The following is a 3,540-nucleotide window of genomic DNA, read 5'->3' as shown; positions in this document are numbered from 1 at the left end:
GCGGCCAGTGCACCCCTTGCCGCGAAGGCACCGGCTGGATGTGGCGCGTGATGGAACGCCTGCGGACGGGCGAGGCCCAGGTGGAGGAAATCGACATCCTCCAGCAGGTCACCAAGCAGGTCGAAGGCCACACCATTTGTGCGCTGGGTGACGCGGCGGCTTGGCCGATCCAGGGCCTGATCCGCCACTTCCGGCCGGAACTGGAGCGCCGGATCGCTCAAGCTGGAAATATGGCGGAGGCCGCTGAGTAATGCCTAAAGTCACCGTAGACGGCGTAGAACTCGAAGTTCCCAACGGCGCCACTGTGCTGCAGGCGTGCGAGCTTGCCGGCAAGGAAATCCCGCGCTTCTGCTATCACGAGCGCCTGTCCATCGCCGGCAACTGCCGCATGTGCCTGGTCGAAGTGAAGCCCGGGCCGCCCAAGCCGCAGGCGTCCTGCGCGCTTCCGGCTGCGGAGGGCCAGGAAATCCGCACTGACTCCGAGATGGTCAAGAAGGCGCGCGAAGGGGTGATGGAGTTCTTGCTCATCAATCACCCGCTCGATTGCCCGATCTGCGATCAGGGCGGCGAGTGCGATCTGCAGGACCAGTCGGTGGCCTATGGCCGTGGCGGCTCGCGCTATCACGAGAATAAGCGCGCGGTTACCGAGAAATACATGGGGCCGCTCATCAAGACGGTGATGACCCGCTGCATCCACTGCACCCGCTGCGTGCGCTTCAGCGAAGAGATCGCCGGCGTGGACGAGATCGGCGCGCTCTATCGCGGCGAGAACATGCAGATCACGACTTATCTAGAGCATGCCGCCAAGCATGAGATGAGCGCCAACGTTATCGATCTCTGCCCGGTCGGCGCACTCACCTCACGCCCTTATGCCTATGAGGCGCGGCCGTGGGAGCTGAAGAAGACGCTGGGCATCGACGCGTCCGACGCCTGCGGCGCGAACATCCGAATCGATAGCCGTGGCCGCGAAGTGCTGCGCGTGCTGCCGCGCGTGAATGACGACGTGAATGAGGAATGGATCAGCGACAAGGCGCGCTATCAGGTTGACGGCCTGACCAAGCGCCGCCTCGATCGGCCGTACCTCCGCCGTGACGGCAAGCTGGTTCCGGTGACCTGGAACGAGGCTTTCGCCGCCATCGCCACGCTCAAGCCCGGCAATTCGATCGCCGCCGTCGCAGGCGACATGGTCGATTGCGAGACGATGTTTGCGGCCAAGAAGCTGGTCGGCGCGCTCGGCTCGACGCTGCTGGAAGGCCGCCAGACCGGGATGGACTATGACACGTCTAGCCTGGCGGCGGTGAACTTCAACACCAGCTTCGCCGGCATCGAGACCGCCGACGCGATCCTGATCGTGGGCAGCAATGTCCGCTGGGAAGCGCCGCTGGTGAACGTGCGCCTGCGCAAGGCGGTGAAGCGCGGCGCCAAGGTGTTCCTGATCGGCCCTGAATGGGAAACCACTTTCGGCGGCGAGTTCCTGGGTGATGACCTTTCCTTGATCGGCAACCTGCCGGGGCATGTGGTCGACGCGCTGAAAGGCGCGGCGCGTCCGGCGGTGATCGTCGGCGGGGCAGGGCTGGGCCGCGGCGGCTTGGAAGCCGCTCTGGCGCTTGCCAGCCAGTTCAACCTGGTGCGCGATCTGGAAGACGGTTCGAAGTGGAACGGCTTCAATGTGCTGCACATGGCGGCGAGTCGGATGGGCGGTCTGATGTTGGGCTACGCGCGGAAGGGCGGTATCGCCGATCTGGTCGCGGCCAAGCCCAAGGTTCTACTTTCGCTCGGCGCCGACGAGGTGGACTATGCGAAGTTCGCCGGTTCTATGATCGTCTACATCGGGCATCACGGCGACAAGGGCGCTCATGCCGCCGACGTGATCCTGCCGGCGTCCGCCTACACCGAGAAGGCGGGCACTTACGTCAATACCGAAGGCCGAGTGCAGTGGTCGGACAAGGCCGTGTTCGCGCCAGGTGACGCGCGCGAGGATTGGACGATTCTGCGCGCGCTGGCCGACGCCTTCGGAGTCTCGGTCGGCTTCGACAGCCTCGATGAACTTCGTGACCTGATGATTTCCGAGGTTCCGGCCCTTGGCAGCGAGGGGCTGGCGGACTACGGCAGCGACCTGCCTCTCGGTGGCGGCTCCGCTTCCGGTCCGATCACTTATCCGGTCAAGGACTTCTACATGACCAACCCCATCGCTCGCGCCAGTGCGACGATGCAGCGCTGCTCGGCGGAATTGCTGCATGGTGAGGAATTTGCGGAGGCGGCGGAATGACCGCTTTCTTCCAATCCCTGGGGATGCCCTACGAATGGGCTTGGTCCATCGCCACGATCTGCGCCACCTTGCTGATCGCCCTGCCGCTGCTTCTGTGCGTGGCCATGATTATCTACGCTGATCGCAAGATCTGGGCGGCGATGGCGCTGCGGCGCGGCCCGAACGTGGTCGGTCCGTTCGGCCTGCTGCAAAGCTTTGCGGATGGCATCAAGGTTTTCCTGCAGGAAACCATCGTTCCTTCGGCGGCGAACAAGGGTCTGTTTCTGATCGCGCCGATCGTGACATTCTCCGTCGCGCTGTTGGCCTGGGCGGTGATTCCGTTCAATTCGGGCGCGGTTTTCGCGAACATCAATGTCGGCCTGCTCTATGTGCTCGCAATCTCTTCGCTGGGTGTTTACGGCACGGTAATGGCGGGATGGGCTTCGAACTCGAAGTATCCGTTCTTCTCGGCGATGCGCGCCTCGGCGCAGATGATCTCTTACGAAGTCTCGATCGGCTTCATCCTGATCTGCGTGGTGCTGTGGGCAGGGACGTTCAACTTGAACGGCATCGTCATGGCGCAGAAAGGCCATGGCCTCGGCATCGTGAACGCTTTCGGGTTCAACTTGCTGCTGTTCCCCATGTGGGTGATGTTCCTCATTTCCGGCATGGCTGAAACCCAGCGCGCGCCGTTCGACCTGACCGAAGCGGAAAGCGAACTGGTGGCCGGTTACCAGACCGAATATTCGTCGATGTCCTTTGCCGCCTACTGGCTAGGCGAATATGCCAACGTGCTGCTGATGTGTGCGCTCAACGCCACGCTGTTCTGGGGCGGATGGTTGCCGCCGCTCGACATTCCCGTGCTGTACCTCGTGCCTGGCTTCTTCTGGTTCGTGCTCAAGGTGCTGTTCTTCTTCTTCGTGTTCAGCTGGGTGAAGGCGACCGTGCCCCGGTATCGCTATGACCAGTTGATGCGCCTGGGTTGGAAGGTCTTCCTGCCCGTCTCGCTGGCTTTCGTGGTGATCGTCAGCGGCTACCTCATGGCTACCGGACATTTCGCATGACCGTCGGACAACTCATCAAGAGCTTTACGCTCTGGGAGTTCGTGAAAGCGCATTGGCTGACCTTGAAGTATTTCTTCAAGCCCAAGGCGACGATCAACTACCCGTTCGAGAAGAACCCGCTCTCCCCGCGCTTCCGGGGCGAGCACGCGCTGCGCCGTTATCCCAACGGCGAGGAACGCTGCATCGCGTGCAAGCTGTGCGAGGCGATCTGCCCGGCGCAGGCGATCA

At 62.8% G+C, this 3,540-nt stretch carries 4 protein-coding genes; all 4 read left to right on the top strand.

Annotation, left to right across the window (positions count from 1 at the left end; genetic code table 11):
* The coding region (locus tag V7D69_RS15530; protein ID WP_333606269.1) for an NADH-ubiquinone oxidoreductase-F iron-sulfur binding region domain-containing protein at positions 1-251 on the top strand (251 nt) is incomplete at its 5' end.
* The gene (nuoG, locus tag V7D69_RS15525; RefSeq protein WP_333606268.1) at positions 251-2,269 is read left to right on the top strand and encodes an NADH-quinone oxidoreductase subunit NuoG; all 2,019 of its coding nucleotides are present in this window, start codon (positions 251-253) and stop codon (positions 2,267-2,269) included. The genes V7D69_RS15530 and nuoG, both read left to right, overlap by 1 nt.
* A complete protein-coding gene (gene nuoH / locus V7D69_RS15520; RefSeq protein WP_324064318.1) occupies positions 2,266-3,312 on the top strand; it encodes an NADH-quinone oxidoreductase subunit NuoH in 1,047 nt (348 codons plus the stop codon). The genes nuoG and nuoH overlap by 4 nt, the downstream gene beginning before the upstream one ends.
* Positions 3,309-3,540 (top strand): NuoI/complex I 23 kDa subunit family protein (locus V7D69_RS15515; protein ID WP_333606267.1); only part of this gene is annotated, 232 nt, incomplete at its 3' end. The genes nuoH and V7D69_RS15515, both read left to right, overlap by 4 nt.

This window comes from Novosphingobium sp., from assembly GCF_036733805.1.
Taxonomy (GTDB): Bacteria; Pseudomonadota; Alphaproteobacteria; order Sphingomonadales; family Sphingomonadaceae; genus Novosphingobium.
This window is presented reverse-complemented; position numbering and strand designations above follow the sequence as displayed.

What these genes read in the sequence shown, in the direction of transcription:
- nuoH (WP_324064318.1), top strand. Translation starts at nt 2,266, where the DNA reads ATGACCGCTTTCTTCCAATCCCTGGGGATGCCCTACGAATGGGCTTGG.
- nuoG (WP_333606268.1), top strand. Translation starts at nt 251, where the DNA reads ATGCCTAAAGTCACCGTAGACGGCGTAGAACTCGAAGTTCCCAACGGC.